The 228-nt window shown below is 76.8% G+C and carries 1 protein-coding gene; it reads left to right on the top strand.

Features of this window, described 5'->3' with window-relative positions; genetic code table 11:
• Nucleotides 1–45 precede the first annotated feature (45 nt).
• Nucleotides 46–228: hypothetical protein (locus ACPYOG_RS21310; protein WP_481296017.1), on the top strand; the 183-nt coding region annotated here is incomplete at its 3' end.

Below are 228 nucleotides of genomic sequence, written 5' to 3'. Positions count from 1 at the left end.
GCCCGCGGCCTCGTCCTCGCCTAGACGCGCGACAGCGTCGTGAACGTGGAGCCGGCGCAAACCATCCTCGCCGACACGCTCCTCGGGGAGCTGACGCTCGCGCGCAGGGTCGCCACCCATCGGGTCGCGGCCGAGGTGCTGTCCGGGCACCGCGCCCTGCGGCAGCGTGTGGAGGCGGCCGACCGCGCCGCCCCGACCCTCGTCGCCGAGCTGCTCGCGGCTGCGCTC

This window comes from Leifsonia sp. HAY1-4F (genome assembly GCF_056755275.1).
The sequence above is the reverse complement of the archived record's forward strand: the minus strand, read 5'-3'. Positions and strand labels throughout refer to the sequence as shown.